This window comes from Sphingomonas mollis (assembly GCF_016427505.1).
GTDB lineage: Bacteria > Pseudomonadota > Alphaproteobacteria > Sphingomonadales > Sphingomonadaceae > Sphingomonas > Sphingomonas mollis.
Genome location: NZ_JAELXS010000001.1, coordinates 544,078 through 564,736, shown reverse-complemented (window position 1 = coordinate 564,736; position 20,659 = coordinate 544,078). Strand labels below are relative to the sequence as shown.

Sequence of the window (20,659 nt, the reverse complement as noted above, 5' to 3'; positions counted from 1 at the left end):
GCGGCCGCATCGGATCAGCGCGCGTGATAGAAATCATAGACCTGCTGGGCGACTGCCGCGGAGACCCCCGGTGCCCGTTGCAGATCGTCGAGGCTGGCGTTACGGACGGCGCGGCCCGTGCCGAAGTGCATCAACAGCGCCTTCTTGCGGGCCGGGCCGATGCCCGGCACTTCGTCCAGCGGAGAGGCACCCATCGCCTTTGCCCGCTTGTCACGATGCGCACCGATCACGAAACGGTGAACCTCGTCCCGCAGCCGCTGAAGATAGAACAGGACGGGCGCGTTGACCGGCAGCGTCAGTTCGCGACCGTCCATCAGGTGGAACACCTCCCGCCCCTCGCGACCATGGTTCGGCCCCTTGGCGACGCCGACCAAGCAGACATCCTCGATGCCCAGATCCTCCAGGACTGTCTTGGCGGCGTTCAACTGACCACGGCCGCCGTCGATCAGCACCAGATCGGGCCAGCTGGCGTCGTCGCGATCGGGGTTCTCCTCCATCTGCCGGGTAAAGCGACGGCGGAACACCTCGCGCATCATGCCGAAATCGTCGTCAGTCGCCGCTTCGTTCCCCTTGATGTTGAACTTGCGGTACTGGCCCTTGCGAAACCCTTCCGGACCGGCGACGACCATGGCGCCGAGCGCGTTCGCGCCCTGGATGTGGCTGTTGTCGTAGATTTCGATGCGGTCGGGCGGCCCTTCCAGCTCGAACAGCTCGGCGATCTCGCGCAACAGTTTGGCCTGCGTCGTGCTTTCGGCGAGCCGGCGTTCCAGTGCCTCGACGGCGTTGCGCTTGGCCTGTTCCATCAGGCGCCGGCGGTCGCCGCGTTGCGGCACCGACAGCGCGACCTTGTAGCCGGCGGCATCGCCCAGCGCCTGTGCCAGCAACTCGCCTTCCTCCAATTCGCGATCGAGCAAGATGGTGCGGGCGGGCGGGACCTCTTCGTAGAATTGGGTGAGGAAGCTGGTCATCACCTCGTCCTCCGGCACCTCGGCGGTGTGGGTGGGGAAGAAGCTGCGATGGCCCCAGTTCTGGCCGCCACGGATGAAGAACGCCTGGATACCGATCAGACCGTCCTGACAGGCGAGCGCGAAGACGTCGGCATCGCCGACGCCCTCCGCATTGATCGCCTGCGTTCCCTGTACGAAGGTGAGCGCACGGAGACGATCGCGGAACAGCGCGGCGAGTTCGAAATCCATGGCCTCGGCAGCCGCCTGCATCTGCGCGCCCAGCTTGGCCTGCACCTGCGTCGATTTGCCGGCGAGGAAGTCCTTCGCGTCGCCGACCAGTTCGGCATAGTCAGCCTTGTCGATGCGGCCGACACAGGGCGCCGAGCAACGCTTGATCTGGTAGAGCAGGCAGGGCCGATCACGGGTCTTGAAGAAACCATCGGTGCAAGAGCGCAGCAGGAACAGCTTCTGCAAGGCGTTCAACGTGTTGTTGACACTGCCGGCACTGGCGAAGGGGCCATAGTAATTGCCGACCGCGCGGCGGGCACCACGATGCTTCTGGACGCGGGGGAAATCGCTGTCGGCGCGCAGCAGGATGAAGGGGAAGCTTTTGTCGTCGCGCAGCAGGACGTTGTAGGCGGGGCGATAGCGCTTGATGAGTTGCGCTTCGAGCAGCAGCGCCTCCGCCTCGTTGTTCGTCGTGACGATGGTCATCGACCGGGTTTGCGACACCATCCGCTGGAGCCGCTTCGGCAGCGCCTTGATCTGCGTGTAGTTGGCGACCCGCTGTTTCAGCGAACGCGCCTTGCCGATGTACAGCACGTCCCCCTTGGCATCCTGCATCCGGTAGACACCTGACCGTTGTGGCAGGGTTTGCAACACGTTGCGGATCGCGGCGACGCCGGCGTCGAGATCGGGCGTGTCCGATCCGCGCAGGGTGTAGGTCTGTTGTTCTTCGTTGAAGCGATCGGAGGTGGGGGCTGACATCGTTGCCGGAATCTAGGGTGCCCACCCTGCCACGGCTACCCCCGTGTCGTTATACTTGCGCGAAGAGCTTCGTGCCGACGGCACCGACGACGGTCAGCGCCATGAAGCCCATCTGCACCGGCCCGACCCGATCGCCGAAGAGGATCACGCCGCCGATGATGACGCCGACCGCGCCGAGACCGGTCCAGACCGCATAGGCGGTGCCGGCGGGCAGTCCGCGCATCGCCACCGCCAGCAGGCCCATGTTGACGAAACTGAGGACGACCGGCACCGACGATGCCTGCCACGTCGCGAGCGTTGCCGCCCATTTCAGGCTGAGCGCCCAGCAGATTTCGGTGCCGACGGCGACGGCGAGGACGAACCAATACATGGGATTCTCCCACGGGCTCGTCGGAAAGCGGGCCGCCGGAAACCCGGAAGAGGCGGCCCGATATTATTCGAAAGTGTTAGTTGGGCCGACCGAGACCGGCGATCGTGCGGCTGACCATCGCGTGGTCGGCGGTCGCATTGTGGTGCTCGGCAATCAGGAGACCCGCCGCCTTGGCGGCAGCATCGGCGGCGCGGGCGCGGACCTCGGCGATCGCAGCGCGCTCGGCGGCGGCGATCTTGTCTTCGGCCATCCTGGCGCGGCGATCCATCAGCGCTTCGGCATCGGCCTTGGCCTTGACGATGATGCCATGTGCCTCGGCACGGGCGTGGTCGCGCATGGTTTCCGCGTCGGCATGGGCCGACTTGGCCTTGGCCTCATATTCCGCCCGGAGCGCCTCGGCGTCGGCGCGCAGCTTGGCGGCCTCGTCCAACTGCGTGCGGATCGCGGCGATGCGGGTGTCGAGCATGCCACCGATCAGCGTCGGCACCTTCTTCCACAGCATGATCGCCACGACGACGAGCGCCGCGATGGCGACCCAACCGGTGGAGTCGAAGCCGAACGCGGTCGGCGACGGTGCGTGTTCCTCGGTCGAGGCGACGGTGCCGTGGACGCCGTCGCCTTCCTTGATCGGCGTGGGATTCATGCCGGTTTCGTGAGCGGCATCGGCGAGGTTGTCGGCCACGACCGTGCTGGCATTGATGCCGGGATTAGCCATGCGCCCGTACCTCCCGAACCGCATGTGCGGCCTGATCGACGCTCACCTGAACGCCCGATAGCTTGGCGACAAGCTGCTGGGCCACTTCGGCGGCGACGGTTTCAAGATTGGCCAGTGCCTCTGCCTTGGCATTGGCGATCGCCAGATCATGATGACCCAGACGCTCGGCCAGTTCGGCATCGGCCGCCTTGACCTGCAATTCGGCCGATTGCGTCGCCTGAACCTTGGCGGCGTTGGTGTCGGCGGCGGCGGCGGTGCGTGCCGCCTCCATCTCGACGCGCCATGCCTCTTCGGTCCTGTCCGCCTGAAGCCGGGCGGCTTCGGCAGCGGCAAGGTCACCGGCGATCCGCGATTCGCGCGCATCGACGGTGGCCACGATCTTCGTCACCATCCCGCGACCCACTACGAAGTAGAGGAGGCCGAACGTAATGAGCAGCCAGAAGATCTGCGAGGCATAGGTAGCGGCGATCTGGGAAATCTGGGGCATGCGCGTCCTTCAGCGTTCGGCCGGGCGCCCCCGAAAGGAGACACCCGGCCGACACGGCTTCTTTAAATCAGGCGACGAACAGCAGGATGATCATCGTCACGAAGGCGAGCAGGCCCAGAAGCTCCGCACCGGCGAAACCGATGAACAGGCGGCCCTGCTGGCTGTCCGCGGCGCCCGGATTGCGCAGCGCGCCTTCGAGGAACTTGGCGAACACGTTGCCCACGCCGAGCGAGGCGAGGCCCATGCCGATCGCGGCCAGACCGGCGCCGATCATCTTTGCGGCTTCTGCGTCCATATCAATCACTCCAGGTCAGATAAAAAAGGATGGAAAGTCTCGAAAGTCACACCTGCGCACGCGCACGCGCGTCAGTGCAGGTTCACCGCGTCGTTCAGATACACGCTCGTCAGCAACGCGAAGACATAGGCCTGGATCGCCGCGACCAGCAGTTCCAGAAGGGTGATGCCGATCATCAGCACGAAGCTGGGCAGCGTCACGATCGCCGCATAACCCGGGCCCATGTTGATGCCGTTGATGACGAACGCGGCCAGCACCTTCAGCAGGATATGCCCCGCGGTCATCGCGACGAACAGTCGCAGACCCAGCGAGAACGGGCGCACCAGAAAGCTCATCAGCTCGACGACGAAGATCAGCGGGATCATCACCACCGGCGTGCCGTGCGGCACGAACAGCGAGAAGAAGTGGAAGCCGTGGCGGCCGAAGCCGACGATCAGGACGATCGCGAACGAGATGATCGCGAGCACGCCGGTGACGGTCAGGTGGCTGGTCACGGTAAAGGGATGGACACCCGGCACGACACCGAAGGGCAGCAAGCCCAGGATGTTGGCGAACAGGATGAACATGAACAGCGAGAAGACGTAGGGAATGAACCGCTTGCCCTCAGGCCCGATGTTCGACGTCAGCATGCCCGAGACGAAGCCGGTGAAACCCTCCACGGCGGCCTGCCAGCGGCCGGGAACCAGCTCGCGCTTCATGCCGCCGACCATGAAGACCACCAGCGAGGCGAGCGTCACCACCATCCACAACGCGGAGTTGGTGAACGACAGGTCGTAACCGCCCACGATCCAGTGCGAACCCAGCACGGGTTCGATCAGGAACTGGTGCATCGGGTCGATCTTGCTGCCTTCTGCCGCCGCCACCAACTAGCTCCAAACTACGAAAAAGCGCTCGGATCACTCCGGGCGCTCGTTGCCTATACGAATGATCTGCCTGAACGCGACCGCTATCCCGAGGAACAGCAATACGATCAGTCCCCATGGCGTCGTGCCGAACCAGCGGTCTATACACCACCCGATCAGCGCGCTGCCGACCAGACTTCCGATCAGGGCCGAGATGACGCGGTTTCCCTGGGAATATCCCCGGTCCGTATCCACCTTCACCCCCGACCGTGCCGCTTCTTGAACTCGCGCCTCTCGCAAACGCTCGTCGAGCGCGGAGAGTCGCGGGTCCTCCGCGTCATGGAAGTCCCGTCCGGAGTCGTTTTCCGCCACGTATCATCCCCTGCCCGAAACACTGGCCATACCGGGGGAAACACGAGAACGGCGAGCGACCCCGCCAAGGCGCCGTCCGTTTAGAAAGCGTAACCGGCCAAGTCAACCGCATGACGGCGATCCGCCGTCATGCGGGATCGGGCCGAGGTTTAGACGCAGCGCGGATCGCGGGTCGGCGCGGCGCCCGTCCGGGTCGCCCAGACGCCATCGGGCGTGCGGTATTTTTCCCCCGGCGCCGTCTGCGCGATGAGGTTGCAGCCGCTGGTGAAGGCCATCTGTTCGACGGTCGCACCACTGGCCGACGCCTTTTGCGTATAGGCCGACTTGCGCTGGATGTTGATGTTGGCGACCACCGCGCGCAGATCGGCCGAGCCGGCGCCGACGAGGCCGATATAGCCATCCGCCTGCTCGCCCACCTGCCCCGCGGCGCGCGCGGCGGCATAGGCGGGATCGCGCTGTGCCCAGGCGGCGGCGGACAGGCCGATGGTCAGGGCCGCGGCGGCGATCAGGATGGCCTTGGTCTTCATATCAGAAAATCCCCGGGTTCTGCTGGATCAATGTCTTCGCCTCGTTATCGAGCCGGTACACCACTTCCTGCGTCACACTGATGTTCAGGTTTATCACGATCGGCTTGTCGGGCGCGGTGACGTTCACGCATCCGGCGGTCGTCACGGTCGCACCTGTCAGCATGAAGGTCGTCATTGTTCGCATCGTCGTCAACCTGAAACGGTTCATCGCATGGTCTCGCTTGCTGAAGGCTGAATGGCGGGGGTCGGCAGGGTCGGGATCGAGATCGTCGGCGGCTGCACCTGACCCGCACGCCGTTGCTGTTCGAGAAGCGCCGGCAGGTTGCGCTGGATCAGGCGGCGGGGGTCGTAAAAGGACTGCGCCGAATCGAGCAGGCCGCGAAACGGCGCCTTGATCCGCACGTTGAAGACGAAGGGCAGTTTCTGCAGGCGGCGGACGAGGAAGTTCGATTTCGCCCCCTGCCCCTGACTGATCCCGGCGAACCGGACATCGGTGACCATCTCGCCCGCCAGCGGACCGTTGAGGGTCAGCGCGAGACTGCGATAGCGCAGCGATTTCAGTGCCTGGAATGCCAGATCGCCCCAGACGCCGAGTTGCTCCTGCCCCAGTGCGCCGACATAGGCGATGGTGCCGCCGCCCTCACGCATGGCGAGCTGGCCGTTTTCGATCCGGCCGCCGGATTCGTCGAAGATCATCGGCAGGATGCCGTCGAAGGTGCCGGTGGCGTTCAGATTCTCGAAGTCGAACTGTTGCAGGAACTGGTCGGCGCGGGCGCCATCGACGCGGAAGGTCAGGCGCCGCTCGCTGGTGCCGTCGAAGGTCAGGCGCGACGGATCGAGCGTCAGGGCGCCGCCGGCGAAGGGCCAGCGCGCGCCCTCCACCTGCACCTGCGACGGACCGAGCAGCTGGTAGTTCACGGTGCCGTCCTGCACGGCGATGCCGGGATTGACGGTGCGGATCGTCGCGACCTGACCCGGCGGGGTATGCAGGCCGAGCAGATCGTCGAACCGCACGCGCGTCGCGATTCCCGTCGCCGGGCCGAACGCGGCGGCGAGATCGAGCGCGGCGGTGCCGAAATCGCCGGTGCTGGTAACGCCGGCCGGGCTCCACGCGATATGGCCGGTGCCGTCGACGGTGCCGCGCACGTCGGCGACGACGCCGAAGGTGAGCGGCGTCAGCAGATCGGGCTGGAAGCCGTCGCCGAATGCCAGCGCGGGGACGGCGAGATCGGCGGTGCCGGTGCCGATAGACAGACGATGGAGGATGGCGACGGTCGCGACGCGGGTGCCGGTCGTCGGTTCGTGCAGGGTGCCGGTGACGTCGATGCGGTCGCCCGCCAGCGTGAGCGCGACATCGCGGGCGGCCAGCGGGCGGAAACGGGGGGTGGTCGCCTGATCCGATACGGTAAGCGCGCTGGTCAATGCGAGGGTGCCGCCGGCCAGTGTCCAGTCGCCGGCCGCTGCGGACAGGATCAGCGGAACGTTGCCGATCTGGCCGCCGGCACCATCGTATCGCCCGGTCACGCGACCGCTTGCCATCGTGCCGGCCAGCGTGGCGATGTCGAGTCGTGAAAGGCGATCGGGGCTGCCGAGCCGCGCGGCGACATCGGTGAGGGTGAAGCCCGGTCGACCCAGCCGTCCTTCCCCGCCGGCGATCGTCAGCGTCAGGGGCGTGCCGCCGAGGCGACCGGCGAGGGTCGTGGCGGCGAGCCGTGCACCACCGGCGAGGCGGTTGCCGTCCAGCGTCACCAGGGCGGGACCGGTCGGGCACAGGGTCGATCGGGCGGGATCGAGCGTCAGGCCGGCGAGCGTCAAGACGTCGATCGTCACCGGCGTGCAGGAGGGATTGACGACGACGCGGCGGCGACCGTCCCAGAACAGCGAGATCGGTGCGGTCAGACCATCGACGCGACCGTTACCGATCGGGCCGGATAGTGTCGCCTGCGTCGCGATTCGCGTCGCACCGCCGGGGGTGGCCGAAAACGTGACGGGCGACAGCGCGAGGCGGGCGGTCTCCGCAGTATAGGGATCGACGATGGCGCGACCATGGATCGGCGCGCCGGCCGCCGCCTGCGACAGAGAGACGCGCAATCCGGGCAGGCCGCCGCCCCCGACGATCAACTGTCCGTCGAGGCGGACGCCGGTCCGGTCGATCGCGGTCGCCCCCCATTGCGTCAGCCGCGCGCCGCTGGCCGTGTCGATCGCGATGCGGGACAGGGCAAGCGACCTGGAGGAAACCCGAAGATCGGCCACCGCGTCGAAACGTCCACCGGCGGCGGCGATGGCGGCGCCAGCCTTTGCGACCAGCGGCGCCAGCGGTGTTCCTGCCGCCGCATCACGCCATGACGTGGCCTGTCGCAGCAGCAAGGGATCGACGCCGCCGGCGACGATGGCGGCACGGCCGGTGAATTGGGGATGGGCGCCGATCTGGTAGCGGCCATCGATCGTCAATCGGCCGGCATTGCCCTGTGCCAGTTGCGGTCGATCGGCGGTGGCGGTGATCGTGCCGTCGACCTGTCGGGCGGTGCCGGCGAAGGTCAATTGCCCGTGGGAGGCGGCGATACGGGCGCCGGTGGTCGATCCGGCGGCGGTGGCGACGCGCGCCTCGCCCCGCCAGCGATCCAGGGCGGCGCTCAGCGCGACATCCAGATCGGCGCGGGCAGTGGTGACCGTGGTGGCGTCGCACTGGATACGGGTGGCGCTGACGGGGCCGACGAGATGAGGTTGCGCGCGGGTGATCCGAATCTGCATCGATGCGGCGGTGCCGATCGCGATACAAGGGCCGGTCGCCAGTCGGGGGGCGGCCAGTCGTATGCGGCCGGCGAAACCGTCGTCGAGCTTGCCCCTGCCGGTGATTGCCAGCGCGACGGGGCCGGCCGGTGTGGCGAGGCGAATTTGCGCGTCTTCAACGTCGACATTCAGGGACGGCAGCGCGAATGGCTTGCCGGAGGGTGGCGGCAGGAGGCGATCGATCGCGCCGAGCGACACCTTGCCGTCGACCAGCTTGCCCCGCAGGCTGACACGGCCGGCGGCGACGCCGACCAGATACGGTCCCGATGGCGACAGGGCGACGCGTGTCTCCACCCAGTCGGCGGTGAGATCGGGGTTGGCGGGATCGCCGATCGAGACATTGGTCAATCGCTGGCGGCCGATGCCGAGATCGGCGACGGTATAGCGCGCCGGTACTTGCCGCCGGGTCAGTTCGCGATCGACGAAATGGGTGAGGATCGGCCGCCGCTCGATCCACAATATGCCCAGCACCGTGGAGAGCGACAGGGCGGCCGCCAGCGCGAGACGGCGTTTCCGGCGGGGTGGTCGCTCCGGCAACGGGGCGTGGTCGTCAGTCTCGTCCACGCATTCCTGCCGTTGTTCCAGCGCTCATCACCATCCCTTACGGATGGCGGCGGGCGGCGGCAATCGATCCTGCGACTTAGTCCAGCGGAACCGGGCCGGTGGTCGAGACGGGGATCTGGCCGACGCTGTGATCCTGTGCGGCGAGCAGGTAATCGGCGTTGGTCAGGAAGGGCACGGGATTGACCGCGTGGCCGTCCATCCGCACCTCGTAATGAAGGTGCGGGCCGGTGGAACGACCGGTCGAACCCATCAATGCGATCAGCTGCCCACGGGTGACGCGGGCGCCATCGGTGACGAGGATCTTCGACAGATGGCCGTACCGGGTCGCAATGCCCTTGCCATGGTTGATCTCGACGAGGTTACCGTAGCCGCCCTGACGATCGGCGTGCGAGACGATACCGTCCGCGGTGGCATAGATCGGCGTGCCGACCGGACCGGGAATATCTACCCCGGCGTGCATCGCGGCGGTGCCGCGGAAGGGATCGGAACGGATGCCGAAATTGCTGGTGAACTGAAGCTTGGCGACGGGATGGACAGAAGGGATCGCGATCGCGCCCTTGCCGAGGCCGCCGTCGAAGCTCTTCCAGGTCTGGAACAGCGACTTGAACTGACGGTCCGCCTTCAGGTCGGCGGTCGCTTCGGCGCTGGGGATCGGGATGTACTCGCCGCCGGTGGCGGGCTTGGCAGCGGCCGTTTCGTCAGCGGCCATCGCTGGCGTGGCGAACGTCGAGAAGACCAACATGGCCGAAAGGAAATGCTTGTTCATCGAACCCCGCACAACATCGCCGATCTCCCGTTTAGGGATCGGCCCGACCATCCAAGCTGATTCGCAGCCCCACCGCGTTCCAACACGATGATGTGTGGCCGGAATGTTCAGTCGGCGGCAAGGGGCGCGTAGAACTCTCGCGTCAGACCGGCACGGGCGCGCGCCGAATCGTTGAACGGTGGCTTAACGACGCCGCGAAAGTAGCGGCGGACCAGCATCTGCCAGTGCGGCGCGGGGGCGATATCGGCCTCGGCACACAAGAATCCGAACCATTTGGCGCCGAAACCGACATGGCGGATCTCGTCGGTGTAGATGCGATGGAGGATGCGGGCGCTCGGTTCGTCGCCGGCGACACGGAAGCGGGTGACGGTGTCGGGCGTGACGTCGAGACCGCGCGCCTCCAGCACCATCGGGACGACCGCGAGCCGGGCGGTGGCATCGTGCGCGGTCGCCGCCGCCGAATCCCACAGGCCGGCATGCGCGGGCAGAGCGCCATAGCGCGAACCCAGCGCGCGCAACCGCCGGTCGAGGATGGCGAAATGCATCGCCTCGTCCGCGCCGACCGACAGCCAGTCATCAATGAAACTGCGGGGAAACTGCGCGCCGAAGCGACCTGCCACGTCGAACGCGAGATCGATCGCGGAGAATTCGATATGCGCCAGCGCGTGGAGCAACGCGATCCGCCCGCGTTCCGATCCGCCGCCGCGCTTGGGCATGCGGTTGGGGGGCAGCAATTCGGGCGAGGCCGGACGGGTCGGCTGGTCGGGCATGGTCGCGTCGAAATCATGACGCAGGTCGCCGCGCCGCCACGCTCGCGCCACCGCCCGCGCGGTACGAACCTTCGATGGCGGGTCGGCGGCGAGCAGGACCGCCCGGCACGCCTCTCCCACCGTCCGCATCACGCCGCGCGCGCCGCCGCCAGCACCGCTTCGGCATGGCCGGGCACCCGCACCTTGCGCCAGACCTGACCGAGCGTGCCGTCGATGCCGAACAGGAAGGTCGCGCGCTCGATGCCCATATAGGTCTTGCCGTACATCTGCTTTTCGCCCCAGACGCCGAACGCCTCGCAGGCGCTGCCGTCCTCGTCGCTGGCGAGCGCGACGGTCAGCGCGTGCTTCGCGGTGAATTTCGTGTGGGCGGCGGGCGGGTCCTTCGACAGGCCGAGTACGGTGACGCCGGCGGCGGCGAAGTCGGCGGCGAGCGCGGAGAAATCCTGCGCCTCGCGCGTGCAGCCCGACGTATCGTCCTTCGGATAGAAGTACACGACGAGCGGCAGCGGCATCGTCGCCAGATCGAGCGGTTCGCCGTCCGGTTTCGTCACGCGGACCGGGGGAACGGGATCGCCAATGTTCATCATGCCTCCAGCGCGGACCACGCCGCCGCGACCTCCTGCCGCGCCGTATCGAGGCTGGCAACCACCGCCGACCAGTCGGGCAGGCCGAGCGCGGTCGCGACCAGCGTGCGGGTGGCATCGGCGGGCGGGGCGGCGTCGGGCGCGACGAGGCGCATCGTGACGAGCAGGCGGGTGAGCAGATCATACGCGGCTCGCATCGTCGGCGGCAGCAGTCGTCGATCGATCAGCCGATCGATCGCGGTGCCGAGATCGGGGACCAGCGCGGTGTGATGCGCCAGTTGCAGGGCGTGGACGGTAAACTCCAGATCGACGAGACCGCCGGGCAGCAGCTTCGCATCGATCGGGCCGGCGGGCGGCTTGTGACGGGCGACGTCGGCGCGCATCGTTCTGGCCTCCGCGACGATGTCGCGCGGCGGCCGGTTGCCGCCCAGCACGTCCGCGACGATCGCGTCGGTCGCCGCGCGGGCAGCGGCCGACCCGAAGACGACGCGGGCGCGGGTCAGCGCCATGTGCTCCCACGTCCAGGCGTCCTCGCGCTGATAGCGGGCGAAGCTGTCGAGCGTCACGGCGAGCGGGCCGTGCGTGCCCGATGGCCGCAGCCGCGTATCGACGGCATAGAGCGGCCCCGCCGCCGTCGCGACCGACAGTGCCGCCGTCACCCGGCTCGCGAGCCGGTTGTAATAGAGCGTCGCGCCGAGCGGCTTCGCGCCATCGGATTCGGCGGCGAAATCGCCGGTGAACAGATAGACGAGATCGAGATCGGAGGCGTGCGTCAGCACGCCGCCCCCCAGTCGGCCGAGCGCGAGGATTACCAGTTCGCTGTCCGCCACGCGGCCATGCGTCCGGGCGAATTCGGCCACCGTCGCCTCGGCAAGCACCGTGACCGCCGCCTCGGCGACGCGGGCATAGCCTGCCCCGACGACGAGCGGATCGGCGGTGCCGGCGACGATCTGCGCGCCCAGGGCGAACCGCGCCTCGCCGACTATCCGGCGGACATGGTCGAGCCGCGCGCCGTAATCGGCGACATCGCCGCCGCGCATGGTTTCGGCGAGGGCGGCGACATCCCCCACCCCGTCGAGCGCGGTCGCGTCGATCAGACCATCGAGCAGCGCCGGCCGCCGCGCCAGCTCGTCGGCGAGCGGCGGTGCGTGCGACAGCAACCGGACGAGGAGATCGGCGAGACCCGGTCGCGCCTCCAGCAGGCGGAAGATGTTGATGGCGCTGGGCATTCGCTCCAGCATCGTATCGAACCGGTGCAATGCCTGATCCGGGTCGGGTGCGCCGCCGAGCGCCTCTACCAGCGTCGGCAATACCGCCTCCAGCGCGGCACGGGCGGGCGGGCTGCGCAGGGCGGGATAGGTGCCGGCGCGCCAGGCGGCGATCCGCTGGGTCGTGGTGGCCGGATCGAACCCGGCGGCCGCGAGGGCCGGGGCGAGCGTTTCGGGATCGCGGGACAGCGCCGGGCGCTGGCGGTCGTCGAGCGCGTCATAGGTCCGGCCGACGCGCTCGACATGCGGGCGCAGCAGATCGAGCAGGGCTGCGCCATCGGCCAGCCCGTGCAGCTTCGCCACCCGGTCAAGCGGTTCGCCGGCCAGCGGCAGACGATGCGTCTGGCGATCGTCGATCATCTGCACGCGGTGTTCGATCGTGCGCAGCAGGGTATAGGCGGATGATAGCGCGGTGGCATCGTCCACGTCGATCCAGCCGGCGATCGCCAGTTCTTCCAGGGCGTCGCGCGTTGCCGGGGCACGCAAGGCGGCGTCGCGGCCGCCGTGGATCAACTGGTGGATCTGCGCGAAGAATTCGACCTCGCGGATACCGCCCCGGCCGCGTTTCAGATCGTAGCCGGGACCGAACGCCTGCCCCTGCGCATGATGGTCACGGATGCGGGCGGACAGGCCACGGATCTCGCCGACCGCGCCGAAATCGAGCGTTCGCCGCCAGACGAAGGGCCGTACCGCCGCGAGGAAACGGCGGCCCAAGTCCAGATCGCCGGCGGCGGCGCGCGCCCTGATGAACGCGGCCCGTTCCCATGCCAGTGCCTGGCTTTCGTAATAGGCGATGGCGCCGTTCACCGGCAAAGCAATCGGCGTAACCTCCGGCGAGGGGCGCAGACGCAGGTCGACGCGCAGGACATATCCTTCGCCGTCGCGGGCCTGCAGCAGTTCGACCACGCGCCGGGCGATACGGACGGCGGCCTCCTCCGGTTCTTCGCGGGCGCGGCGGGGCAGCGTTTCGGGATCGAACAACAGGATAGAATCGATGTCGGACGAGTAATTGAGTTCGCCCGATCCCTGTTTGCCCAGCGCGATCGCGGCAAAACCGCGTGGCTCCTCGTCGGGATATCGCTCGGTAAGGGCGGCGCGGATGGCGGTGTCGAGCGCGTCGTCGGCAAAACGGGTCAGCGCGCCGGTGACGGCGGTCAGATCGAGGATGCCGGCCAGATCGCCCAGCGCGATGCCCAACGCAAGCGCGCGGCGGCGGCGGCGCAGGCGGACCGCCACGGGCAGGTCGTGTGGCAGGTCGTCGGTATCGAGCAGCAACCGCCCTGCCCTCGCCGCATCGGCAACCCGCGGCTCGCGCGTTGCCAGCATGGCCAGAAAAGGCGACCATCTGACGGCGCGATCCACCGCATCAGGCAGGCCGGTATGGACGGGCACAATCGTCATCCGATCGTCACGGATGCGAGGCCGAACGAAACGAAAGCGCCGCCCATACGTTTAAGGCGGCATGTCATGGTCAACCAGCCTTGTGATCGAACGGGACGGCGGCGAACAATTCGTTCGGCGCCCGCGCGATTATGACGCGATCGGCGGCGCGTTGCGCAATGCCTATACCGCTGCCGATCTGCCGGCGGACATGATCGAGTTGCTGCGTCGGATGGATGGACCCGCGTCGCGCCATCATTGACGACGCGACATCCATCACCTCAACGTCCGCGGCTGAGGTGGTCCACATCGCCCATGATCGAATCGAGCGCCGTCTTGCTGCTGTCGACTTCGTGATCGCGACGTGACGGCAGGGCACCGTTGGTCAACAATGCTTCCAGTGCGACGCGGCCACGGGCGACGCGGCTCTTGATCGTGCCGACGGCCACGTTGCAGATTTCCGCCGCTTCTTCATAGGCAAATCCGCCCGCGCCGACCAGAATCAACGCTTCGCGCTGTGGCTGCGGCAGGTGCATCAGGGCACGCTGCATATCGCCCAGTTCGACATGGCGATCCTGGCTTGCCGGCGCCGCGAGGATGCGATCGGCGACGAGATCGTCCCACTCGCCCTTGAAACGGGCGCGGCGCATCTGGGACAGATACAGGTTACGCAGAATGATGAAGGTCCAGGCGCGCATGTTCGTCCCGGCCTGAAACCGCTGGCGGGCGGCCCATGCCTTCAACAGCGTTTCCTGCACCAGATCGTCAGCCAGATCGCGGCTGCCGGAGAGCGAACGACCAAAGGCGCGAAGGTGCGGGATCACCTGCGCCAGTTGCTTCTTGAATTCGGGGTCGGACAACGAAACGTGTTCGACCGGTGCGATGTCCTGCTCGTCCGCGTCATCGTCACGCAGCATGGGCTGTGTCATTCTTGTCCGATCATGAGGCACGGCGCACGAATTGCGTCGCGCCAAGGTAGGCGTTGCCGCCCCGCTTTCCAACCCGTTCGAATGAAGCAACATTCACAAAGGTCTCGCGGGGCGGCGATCTGTCAACGAAACACCAGCACCGCGAAAATCACGATGATGAGTCCCAACGAGATCGGGAGGATATAGCGCGTCATGTGCGGGGTTGCCCCCGCCCGTGCCTCTTCGCCGGTCAGATGGGCCGGCTGTTCTGGATCAGTCATGATGCCTTAACCTCCCAATGTCGTTTTAGCTCCGCAACGGTTTCGTGCGGATGATTTATTCGGCCGGCACCGTGGTCTGGTCGAAGAACAACGCCTGGCTGATCGCCGCCTTCACCGTCGACCGCTGGAACGGCTTGGTGATGAGGAAGGTCGGCTCGGGGCGCTCGCCGGTCAGCAGGCGCTCCGGGAAGGCGGTGATGAAGATGACCGGCACTTCGAATTCGGCCAGAATGTCCTTCACCGCATCAATGCCCGAGCTGTCGTCGGCCAGTTGGATGTCGGCCAGCACCAGACCGGGGCGATCCTCCATGGCGAGACCGACCGCCTCGTCACGTGTGACCGCGACGCCGGTGACGTCGTGGCCGAGATCGCGGACGATCGTCTCGATATCCATCGCGATGATCGGCTCGTCCTCGATGATGAGCACGCGGGCGCGGGTCTGGTTCTCGATCTCGGACAGCGCCTCGGCGACCAGCCGGTCGACCTCGTCGGCATCGACATCGATCAGATAGGCTGCGTCTTCGGGCGAGAAACCTTCCATCGCGGTCAGCAGCAACGCCTGACGCGACAGCGGCGTCATGCGGGCAAGACGCGCGCGCGTCACCGCCTCTGCGCCGGCCAGTTCGCTGCCCAAGTTATCTTCCATCTCGTCGTAATTGGCCGACGACCAGATGCCCTGAAACATGCGGTACAGGCCCAGACGCGGGTCCACGTCGCGGGGAAACTGGTCCGGCGCGGCGACGATCGCTTCCAGCGTGGCGCGGACGTACTTGTCGCCATGGCTCTGGCTGCCCGTGAGCGCCCGGCCGTAACGCCGCAAAAAGGGAAGGTGCGGTGCGAGTTGCTGTCCGAGCGACATGTTCGATGAAAACTCCCTGAAACGTATCTGCCGGGCTTAACGCGTCAGCCCGAAAATGATGCAACGGCAAATGATCGAATACGACAATCCGGTATCCGTCCGGTTTTTCGTACTGGAGTGGGAACCATCGAGACGATTTTTGGTTTCATGCCCTTGTTCACGTCGCGCTACAAAGCGGCATACTGCGTGGCCGTCGCGTTCTGGCGGTATCTGGGGGAAAGTCGCGAAGCTTGGGTCAGGATAAGATCAAAAAGACGCCGGATTCCAGGAAAGCGGCCGTCTCCGAAAAGGACCGCGTCATGGGCTCCGCCTTGCGTTCCGTCTATCAAAAGACGGTTGAGGAAAGCGTGCCGGACGACCTGCTCGACTTGCTCGGCAAATTGACCTGACACCGGGCAGCATGCCCGTGTCAGATGCACCCGACCTCGTCACCGTCGCACCCGCCGAACGTCGATCCGGTCTCGGCCGGATTCCGACGGGCGCCAAACTTTTCCTCATCCTGAGCGCGGCGTTGCTGCCGCTCGCGCTGATCGCTGTCGTTGCTACCTTGCAGACGACCCGCCTGGCCGATTCGGAAGCGCGGGCGCGTCTGCGCATTGCGGCGACGGAAAGCGCGCGGTCGATCGCCATCGAACTGATCGGCGACATGACCGCGCTGCGGGTCGCGGTCGACGCGCTGGGCGCCGATCCCGCCGATGCGCCCAGTTGCGCGCGGGCGCAGGGCGTATTCGCGCAACAGGCCTCGGCCGGCGCGCGGTTCGCCATCACCGACCGGCGCGGGCGCCTGTTGTGCGGCGAATTGTTGCCATCGGTGCGTGCGGAGGATTCCGACCTGCCGATCGATGCGGCGATCGTCCCCAATCAGGGTGTCGTCCTGTCGTTCGGCGAAGCGCGGACGGACATCATGGCGCGCGCGTTCTTCCCGCAACAATTCCTGCGTCGGCTCGGGCGGCCGACCAGCCGCGCGACCACGTTCGCCAGCACGCTGGTGGACGGCGATAATGTACTGGAACTGGAAACGATGCCGAACGACGGCCCGTTGCGTCGCATGGAGACGCTGCGGACGGAATTGGGCATCGGCGGTCTAGTCCTGGCGACCGAGGTTCGGAGTGCGCCGATCACGTCATCGCTGGTGATCGCGCTGATGCTGCCGCTGTTGATGTGGGCTGCGGCGGCGGGGATCGCGTGGTTCGTGGTGGATCGCCTGTTGCTGCGGCCGCTGCGCCAGCTGCGGGCCAGCGTGGCGGCGTTCACGCCCGGTCAGGTGATCGATTCGCGGGCGACGAGCCTGCCGGCACAGGAGATTCGCGAACTGGGCGAGACGTTCAGGGCGATCAGCGAAACCGTCGCGGCGCATGAAGCGGGTCTGGAAGAGGGACTGCGGCGCCAGACGAAACTGACGCGGGAGGTCCATCACCGGGTCAAGAATAATTTGCAGGTGATCTCCAGCCTGATCGCGTTCCATGCCCGTGGTGCGCGCAGCCCGGATGCTTCCGCCGCCTATGCCTCGATCCAGCGGCGCGTCGATGCGCTGGCAGTCGTGCATCGTCACCATTTCGCCGAACTGGAGGAGCATCGCGGCCTGAACCTGCGAACGATGATCGGCGAACTGGCGTCCAATATCCGCGCCACCGCGTCGGAGCGGGCGCAGGCGATCGGCATCACGCTGGATGTCGACGCCTATCTGGTCAATCAGGACGTGGCGGTCGCGCTAGCCTTTCTGGTTACCGAGATGATCGAACTGGCCTCGTCCTGCGATCCGTCGGCGCAGATACGCGTGTCGGTGAAGCCGAGCGATCAGGAAGAACGTGCGACGCTGCGGGTCGTGTCGCGTGCGCTGGTCGACGGCGACCTGTTGCAGGATCTGGCACGCACCCGGTACGGCCGGGTGATGGAGGGTCTGTCGCGCCAGTTGCGGGCGAAGTTGCATCACGATCCGCTGACGGGCGCGTATGAAATCGCCTTTGCCGTGATCGGCCGGGACTGACGCCAAAAATTTTTGGACATCGGCCGGAACCGGTTTTTATCACGGCCGTTCTAACTGCGGATCGCGAATTTATGCCCCCCCGCTCTCGCGGTCCACGACATAGGCCCGGAAACATCGACCCTCCCCCCCGGTCGAGTTTTCGGGCCTTTAACGTTTTGGGTATCGGCCTTGCCATCGATCCACAGGTGGAACGATCGGCCGGGCCGAACATTGCTCACTTCGGCAGTTTCGCCTTCAGGAGGTTCTTATGCGTAAGTTGGTTGGTCTCGCGGTGGTCGCAGGCGCATTGCTGGTGTCGGCCTGCAACACGGTCGAAGGCGTTGGCAAGGATGTCAGCTCGGCCGGGGATACGGTGGCCAAGACCGCGAACGACGTAAAGTAAGCCATCGAGGCCGAGCCCGGTCGGTCCGGGATCGCGGGCTCCGGTGTCGTCGACACCGGAGCCCGTTTGCTATTCGGCTTCGAGTTCCTCGACTTCGCGGGCGCGGCGACGTTCGGTGAACCAGATGCCGATCAGGGCCGCCTCGTAGAGGATGCAGAGCGGGATCGCGAGGAGCAGCTGCGACCCGATATCCGGCGGCGTCAGTACTGCCGCGATCGCAAACGCACCGACGATCGCATAGCGCCGTGCCGAGACGAGTTGCTTGCGGGTCACGATGCCGGCGCGTTCCAGCAGCATCAACAGCACCGGCAGCAGGAACGACAGGCCGAAGCCGAACAGGAACTGCATGGTGAACGAGAGATAGTTGCCGATCGCCGGCAACGCCTCTCGCTTCACACCGCCGACGACGCCATCGAAGCCGAGCAGGAAGTGCAGCGCCATCGGAATGGCGATGTAATAGGCCATCGCGGCGCCGAGAATGAACAGCAGCGGCGTCGCCAGCAGGAACGGCAGCAATGCCCGCTTTTCCTTGCGATACAGGCCGGGCGCGACGAATTGCCAAAGCTGGTTGGCGATCACCGGGAACGCGATCATCATCGCCGCGAAGAACGAAACCTTCACCTGGACGAAGAACGCCTCGAAAATCTCGGTGTAGATCACCGTCCCCTGCCCGGCCGCCAGCAGCGGCTGGACGAGGAACGCGAAGATCGATTCCGAGAAGTAAAAGGCGATGGCGAACGCGACGACCAGCGCGGCGATGCACATCAGCAGGCGGCGGCGGAGTTCGATCAGATGATCGAGCAGCGGCGCACGGCTTTCGTCGATCTCGCTCACGAGGCGGCACCTTCGGAGCGGCCGGGCTCGACCTTCGTGGCGGGCGACACTTCCGGCTTCTCGACCATTATCGGCTGTTCCGCCGCCGTAGAATGCGTGTCGGGCGCCGGTTCATCATGGACATGACCGGCAGGTAACCCGCGATCCGGTATGGCGTCGGGATCGTCGGACGGCGCCGGATGCTCACGCATGATCCGTTCGTTCTCCGCCGCCCATTTCTTTTCCATTTCCTCCAGCTCAGCCTCGCGCACCATGGCATCGAAGCCGGAGCGGAACTGACGCGCAACACCACGCGCGCGGCCGACCCAATAGCCAACCACCCGCATCGCCTTGGGCAAATCCTTAGGACCGATCACCACCAGCGCCACGAAGGCGACGAGCAGCAACTCGGTCGGCGCGATATCGAACATGCAGGCCGCGCCTCAGCAGTAGAGGAAGATCAGCGGTCGTCGCGCGCGCGATCGGCCTCGCGATCGAACGCGGGCTCGGCGCGGGTCTGGGCCTCGATACGCTTGGCCGGCTTCGCGGCAGCATCGTCGTCCTGCTCCGCCATGCCCTTCTTGAAGTTCTTCACGCCCTTGGCGACGTCACCCATCAGGCTGGAGAATCGACCGCCGCCCAGGAGCAGGATGGCGACGACGGCGAGAACGAGCAGATGAATCGGGCTGAAGCTGCCCATGATGCGTACTCCTGAAGCTGATGATCCATCTAGGCGCTATTCAAGGGCATTTCCAGCGTCATGCCAGCGCCAGCAATGCGTTGCATCGCGCGATCGCCGCGGCGGGATCGGGAAGGTCGGTGGCCCGGGTCGATATCGCGTCGTGCAGGCGCCGCCGGGATCGATCCGACATGGGCGGCAGGGCCGCCGCCAGCGTCACGGCCTCATCGGGCGTCGCCCGGCAGCATAGCGCCAGATCACAGCCGGCCGCGACCGCCGCCATTGCCCGATCGACCAGATCGCCCGTCAGCGCGTTCATGTGGAGATCGTCGGACAGCAGCAATCCATCGAAGCCGATCGTGCCGCGAATCGTCTCGTCGATGACGGTCGGCGACAGCGTTGCCGGTCGCGCCGCATCCCAGGCGGTGAAGACCGCATGCGCCGTCATCCCCGCGCGGGCATGGGCCAGCGTTCGGAACGGTGCCATATCGTGATCCAGTTCTGCCGCCGTGGCGGTGATGATCGGTAGCGCATGATGGGGATCGACGGTCGCCCTGCCATGGCCCGGCATATGCTTGACGATACCGGTCACGCCGGCGATCGCCAACCCCTCCAGCATCGCCCGCGCCAGCGCCGCCACCTGCATCGGCCCGGCGCCCAACGCACGGTCGGCCAATGCCGGGTCGGCATCGGGATAGGCGAGGTCGAGCATCGGCGCGGCGTTCATCGTGATGCCGGCCGCCGCCAGCGTCAGTCCGATCGCCTCGCCATTGGCGCGCATCGCCTGAATCGCCGACATCGGTGCCTGTTCGTACAACGCGGCAAAACGCGCCGGGGCCGGGAACGCCGGCCATTCCGGTGGCCGCAACCGGGCGACGGCGCCGCCCTCCTGATCGATCAGGATCGGCAGGTCGTCCCGTCCGGTCAGCATCCGCAAATCGTCGGTCAGCGCCCGCAACTGGACCGGATCGATTACGTTGCGGGCGAACAGGATGAAGCCTGCCGGTGCCGACGCGGCGAAGGCGGCGCGCTCGACCGGCGACAGCGTCGGGCCGTTCAGCCCGACGATCATCGGGGTCATATCGG

General features: G+C 66.7%; 25 protein-coding genes. 4 read left to right on the top strand and 21 right to left on the bottom strand.

Features of this window, described 5'->3' with window-relative positions:
• Window positions 1-14: 14 nt before the first annotated feature.
• The 14 genes from uvrC to JAO74_RS02515 all read right to left on the bottom strand — a co-directional run bounded on the left by uvrC (window position 15) and on the right by JAO74_RS02515 (window position 13,685).
• The gene (uvrC, locus tag JAO74_RS02580) at window positions 15-1,934 is read right to left on the bottom strand and encodes an excinuclease ABC subunit UvrC (protein ID WP_199034698.1); all 1,920 of its coding nucleotides are present in this window, start codon (window positions 1,932-1,934) and stop codon (window positions 15-17) included.
• Window positions 1,935-1,983: 49 nt separating this feature from the next.
• Window positions 1,984-2,304: a DMT family transporter gene (locus tag JAO74_RS02575; protein ID WP_199034697.1), complete on the bottom strand. Its 321-nt coding sequence runs from the start codon at window positions 2,302-2,304 to the stop codon at window positions 1,984-1,986.
• Between the two features lie 76 nt (window positions 2,305-2,380).
• Entirely contained in the window at window positions 2,381-3,019 is a 639-nt protein-coding gene (locus JAO74_RS02570; protein ID WP_199034695.1) for a F0F1 ATP synthase subunit B family protein, read from the bottom strand.
• Window positions 3,012-3,506, bottom strand: a complete 495-nt coding sequence (locus tag JAO74_RS02565; RefSeq protein WP_199034693.1) for a F0F1 ATP synthase subunit B family protein — start codon at window positions 3,504-3,506, stop codon at window positions 3,012-3,014. The genes JAO74_RS02570 and JAO74_RS02565 overlap by 8 nt, the downstream gene beginning before the upstream one ends.
• A 67-nt stretch (window positions 3,507-3,573) precedes the next feature.
• A complete protein-coding gene (locus JAO74_RS02560; RefSeq protein WP_038662560.1) occupies window positions 3,574-3,801 on the bottom strand; it encodes a F0F1 ATP synthase subunit C in 228 nt (75 codons plus the stop codon).
• Window positions 3,802-3,872: 71 nt separating this feature from the next.
• Window positions 3,873-4,664 carry a F0F1 ATP synthase subunit A gene (locus JAO74_RS02555; RefSeq protein WP_332908711.1) on the bottom strand — a complete coding sequence of 264 codons (792 nt, stop codon included), beginning with the start codon at window positions 4,662-4,664 and terminating at the stop codon, window positions 3,873-3,875.
• A 33-nt stretch (window positions 4,665-4,697) separates the two neighbouring features.
• Window positions 4,698-5,015: an AtpZ/AtpI family protein gene (locus tag JAO74_RS02550; protein WP_056525182.1), complete on the bottom strand. Its 318-nt coding sequence runs from the start codon at window positions 5,013-5,015 to the stop codon at window positions 4,698-4,700.
• A gap of 149 nt (window positions 5,016-5,164) precedes the next feature.
• Window positions 5,165-5,542 (bottom strand): YdbL family probable chaperone protein, encoded by a 378-nt coding sequence (locus tag JAO74_RS02545; RefSeq protein WP_199034691.1) that lies wholly within the window; start codon window positions 5,540-5,542, stop codon window positions 5,165-5,167.
• A 1-nt stretch (window position 5,543) separates the two neighbouring features.
• Window positions 5,544-5,717: a YnbE family lipoprotein gene (locus JAO74_RS02540; protein ID WP_416194272.1), complete on the bottom strand. Its 174-nt coding sequence runs from the start codon at window positions 5,715-5,717 to the stop codon at window positions 5,544-5,546.
• Window positions 5,718-5,746: 29 nt separating this feature from the next.
• Entirely contained in the window at window positions 5,747-8,896 is a 3,150-nt protein-coding gene (locus JAO74_RS02535) for an intermembrane phospholipid transport YdbH family protein (protein ID WP_199034690.1), read from the bottom strand.
• A gap of 76 nt (window positions 8,897-8,972) precedes the next feature.
• Window positions 8,973-9,605, bottom strand: coding sequence for a M23 family metallopeptidase (locus tag JAO74_RS02530; protein WP_233150561.1), 633 nt, complete (start codon window positions 9,603-9,605; stop codon window positions 8,973-8,975).
• Between the two features lie 164 nt (window positions 9,606-9,769).
• Window positions 9,770-10,561, bottom strand: a complete 792-nt coding sequence (locus JAO74_RS02525) for a ferritin-like domain-containing protein (RefSeq protein WP_199034686.1) — start codon at window positions 10,559-10,561, stop codon at window positions 9,770-9,772.
• The gene (locus tag JAO74_RS02520; protein ID WP_199035183.1) at window positions 10,561-11,016 is read right to left on the bottom strand and encodes a peroxiredoxin; all 456 of its coding nucleotides are present in this window, start codon (window positions 11,014-11,016) and stop codon (window positions 10,561-10,563) included. Before JAO74_RS02520 ends, JAO74_RS02525 begins: the two co-directional genes overlap by 1 nt.
• Window positions 11,016-13,685, bottom strand: coding sequence for a bifunctional [glutamine synthetase] adenylyltransferase/[glutamine synthetase]-adenylyl-L-tyrosine phosphorylase (locus JAO74_RS02515; protein ID WP_199034684.1), 2,670 nt, complete (start codon window positions 13,683-13,685; stop codon window positions 11,016-11,018). Before JAO74_RS02515 ends, JAO74_RS02520 begins: the two co-directional genes overlap by 1 nt.
• A gap of 61 nt (window positions 13,686-13,746) precedes the next feature.
• Here JAO74_RS02515 and JAO74_RS02510 point away from each other — a divergent pair, with 61 nt between their 5' ends.
• The gene (locus JAO74_RS02510) at window positions 13,747-13,926 is read left to right on the top strand and encodes a hypothetical protein (RefSeq protein ID WP_199034682.1); all 180 of its coding nucleotides are present in this window, start codon (window positions 13,747-13,749) and stop codon (window positions 13,924-13,926) included.
• Window positions 13,927-13,945: 19 nt separating this feature from the next.
• On the opposite strand, the gene JAO74_RS02505 is transcribed toward JAO74_RS02510, so the two are convergent.
• The 3 genes from JAO74_RS02505 to JAO74_RS02495 form a co-directional block, all read right to left on the bottom strand.
• Window positions 13,946-14,593 carry a sigma-70 family RNA polymerase sigma factor gene (locus JAO74_RS02505; protein ID WP_199034680.1) on the bottom strand — a complete coding sequence of 216 codons (648 nt, stop codon included), beginning with the start codon at window positions 14,591-14,593 and terminating at the stop codon, window positions 13,946-13,948.
• A 122-nt stretch (window positions 14,594-14,715) separates the two neighbouring features.
• Entirely contained in the window at window positions 14,716-14,853 is a 138-nt protein-coding gene (locus JAO74_RS02500) for a hypothetical protein (RefSeq protein ID WP_199034678.1), read from the bottom strand.
• 55 nt (window positions 14,854-14,908) lie between these two features.
• Window positions 14,909-15,712 carry a response regulator gene (locus JAO74_RS02495; RefSeq protein WP_199034670.1) on the bottom strand — a complete coding sequence of 268 codons (804 nt, stop codon included), beginning with the start codon at window positions 15,710-15,712 and terminating at the stop codon, window positions 14,909-14,911.
• Window positions 15,713-15,942: 230 nt separating this feature from the next.
• Between JAO74_RS02495 and JAO74_RS18630 the strand changes: the two genes are divergently transcribed.
• From JAO74_RS18630 to JAO74_RS02480, 3 genes are all read left to right on the top strand, one after another.
• A complete protein-coding gene (locus JAO74_RS18630; protein WP_233150559.1) occupies window positions 15,943-16,101 on the top strand; it encodes a NepR family anti-sigma factor in 159 nt (52 codons plus the stop codon).
• An 11-nt stretch (window positions 16,102-16,112) separates the two neighbouring features.
• Window positions 16,113-17,699, top strand: coding sequence for a sensor histidine kinase (locus tag JAO74_RS02485; protein ID WP_199034668.1), 1,587 nt, complete (start codon window positions 16,113-16,115; stop codon window positions 17,697-17,699).
• A 247-nt stretch (window positions 17,700-17,946) separates the two neighbouring features.
• The gene (locus JAO74_RS02480; RefSeq protein WP_199034666.1) at window positions 17,947-18,081 is read left to right on the top strand and encodes an entericidin A/B family lipoprotein; all 135 of its coding nucleotides are present in this window, start codon (window positions 17,947-17,949) and stop codon (window positions 18,079-18,081) included.
• A 69-nt stretch (window positions 18,082-18,150) separates the two neighbouring features.
• Here JAO74_RS02480 and tatC read toward each other — a convergent pair whose 3' ends face one another.
• From tatC to nagZ, 4 genes are read right to left on the bottom strand one after another with little or no spacing between them, the layout of a single operon-like run.
• The gene (tatC, locus tag JAO74_RS02475; protein WP_199034656.1) at window positions 18,151-18,915 is read right to left on the bottom strand and encodes a twin-arginine translocase subunit TatC; all 765 of its coding nucleotides are present in this window, start codon (window positions 18,913-18,915) and stop codon (window positions 18,151-18,153) included.
• Window positions 18,912-19,325 carry a Sec-independent protein translocase protein TatB gene (tatB, locus tag JAO74_RS02470; RefSeq protein WP_199034653.1) on the bottom strand — a complete coding sequence of 138 codons (414 nt, stop codon included), beginning with the start codon at window positions 19,323-19,325 and terminating at the stop codon, window positions 18,912-18,914. Before tatB ends, tatC begins: the two co-directional genes overlap by 4 nt.
• 29 nt (window positions 19,326-19,354) lie before the next feature.
• The gene (locus JAO74_RS02465; protein WP_056525143.1) at window positions 19,355-19,594 is read right to left on the bottom strand and encodes a twin-arginine translocase TatA/TatE family subunit; all 240 of its coding nucleotides are present in this window, start codon (window positions 19,592-19,594) and stop codon (window positions 19,355-19,357) included.
• Between the two features lie 58 nt (window positions 19,595-19,652).
• A complete protein-coding gene (gene nagZ, locus JAO74_RS02460; RefSeq protein WP_199034652.1) occupies window positions 19,653-20,654 on the bottom strand; it encodes a beta-N-acetylhexosaminidase in 1,002 nt (333 codons plus the stop codon).
• Window positions 20,655-20,659 lie beyond the last annotated feature (5 nt).

Excerpts from the sequence above, each read along its gene's own strand:
- uvrC (WP_199034698.1), bottom strand. The coding sequence starts at position 1,934 with ATGTCAGCCCCCACCTCCGATCGCTTCAACGAAGAACAACAGACCTAC.
- JAO74_RS02575 (WP_199034697.1), bottom strand. The coding sequence starts at position 2,304 with ATGTATTGGTTCGTCCTCGCCGTCGCCGTCGGCACCGAAATCTGCTGG.
- JAO74_RS02570 (WP_199034695.1), bottom strand. The coding sequence starts at position 3,019 with ATGGCTAATCCCGGCATCAATGCCAGCACGGTCGTGGCCGACAACCTC.
- JAO74_RS02565 (WP_199034693.1), bottom strand. The coding sequence starts at position 3,506 with ATGCCCCAGATTTCCCAGATCGCCGCTACCTATGCCTCGCAGATCTTC.
- JAO74_RS02560 (WP_038662560.1), bottom strand. The coding sequence starts at position 3,801 with ATGGACGCAGAAGCCGCAAAGATGATCGGCGCCGGTCTGGCCGCGATC.
- JAO74_RS02545 (WP_199034691.1), bottom strand. The coding sequence starts at position 5,542 with ATGAAGACCAAGGCCATCCTGATCGCCGCCGCGGCCCTGACCATCGGC.
- JAO74_RS02540 (WP_416194272.1), bottom strand. The coding sequence starts at position 5,717 with ATGACGACCTTCATGCTGACAGGTGCGACCGTGACGACCGCCGGATGC.
- JAO74_RS02530 (WP_233150561.1), bottom strand. The coding sequence starts at position 9,605 with ATGGCCGCTGACGAAACGGCCGCTGCCAAGCCCGCCACCGGCGGCGAG.
- JAO74_RS02525 (WP_199034686.1), bottom strand. The coding sequence starts at position 10,561 with ATGCGGACGGTGGGAGAGGCGTGCCGGGCGGTCCTGCTCGCCGCCGAC.
- JAO74_RS02520 (WP_199035183.1), bottom strand. The coding sequence starts at position 11,016 with ATGAACATTGGCGATCCCGTTCCCCCGGTCCGCGTGACGAAACCGGAC.
- JAO74_RS02515 (WP_199034684.1), bottom strand. The coding sequence starts at position 13,685 with ATGACGATTGTGCCCGTCCATACCGGCCTGCCTGATGCGGTGGATCGC.
- JAO74_RS02510 (WP_199034682.1), top strand. The coding sequence starts at position 13,747 with ATGTCATGGTCAACCAGCCTTGTGATCGAACGGGACGGCGGCGAACAA.
- JAO74_RS02505 (WP_199034680.1), bottom strand. The coding sequence starts at position 14,593 with ATGACACAGCCCATGCTGCGTGACGATGACGCGGACGAGCAGGACATC.
- JAO74_RS02500 (WP_199034678.1), bottom strand. The coding sequence starts at position 14,853 with ATGACTGATCCAGAACAGCCGGCCCATCTGACCGGCGAAGAGGCACGG.
- JAO74_RS02495 (WP_199034670.1), bottom strand. The coding sequence starts at position 15,712 with ATGTCGCTCGGACAGCAACTCGCACCGCACCTTCCCTTTTTGCGGCGT.
- JAO74_RS02485 (WP_199034668.1), top strand. The coding sequence starts at position 16,113 with ATGCCCGTGTCAGATGCACCCGACCTCGTCACCGTCGCACCCGCCGAA.
- JAO74_RS02480 (WP_199034666.1), top strand. The coding sequence starts at position 17,947 with ATGCGTAAGTTGGTTGGTCTCGCGGTGGTCGCAGGCGCATTGCTGGTG.
- tatB (WP_199034653.1), bottom strand. The coding sequence starts at position 19,325 with ATGTTCGATATCGCGCCGACCGAGTTGCTGCTCGTCGCCTTCGTGGCG.
- JAO74_RS02465 (WP_056525143.1), bottom strand. The coding sequence starts at position 19,594 with ATGGGCAGCTTCAGCCCGATTCATCTGCTCGTTCTCGCCGTCGTCGCC.
- nagZ (WP_199034652.1), bottom strand. The coding sequence starts at position 20,654 with ATGACCCCGATGATCGTCGGGCTGAACGGCCCGACGCTGTCGCCGGTC.